This is a genomic window from Caballeronia sordidicola (assembly GCF_000729995.1).
Lineage (GTDB): Bacteria > Pseudomonadota > Gammaproteobacteria > Burkholderiales > Burkholderiaceae > Caballeronia > Caballeronia sordidicola_A.
The window spans coordinates 1-390 of sequence record NZ_JNFG01000145.1; the positions used below are offsets into that span (position 1 = coordinate 1).

At 56.2% G+C, this 390-nt stretch carries 1 pseudogene; it reads left to right on the plus strand.

The annotated features are described in order from the left end of the window. Positions 1-390, plus strand: a pseudogene (locus FH08_RS0134115) (type I pantothenate kinase); the annotation flags it as partial.

A 390-nucleotide genomic window follows, 5' to 3' on the forward strand; every position in this document is an offset into this window, starting at 1 on the left:
GTGTATTCGCACCTGTTGTACGACATCATCAAGAGCGAGAATCACGTTGTGGAGCAACCAGATATCCTCATTCTCGAGGGACTGAACGTGCTGCAGACCGGCCCGACGCTGATGGTCTCAGATCTGTTCGACTTCTCGATCTACGTGGACGCCCGCATCGAGGACATCGAACAGTGGTACATCTCCAGATTCCTGGCAATGCGCTCAACGTCGTTCGCCAACCCGTCCTCACACTTCCACCACTACGCCAAACTGACCGACAAGCAGGCAACCCTTGCCGCACAGGAGATTTGGCATTCCATCAACCTGCCGAATCTGTTGCAGAACATCCTGCCCACCAGGCCACGCGCGACGCTGGTACTGCGCAAGGACGCCGATCACTCGATCAAC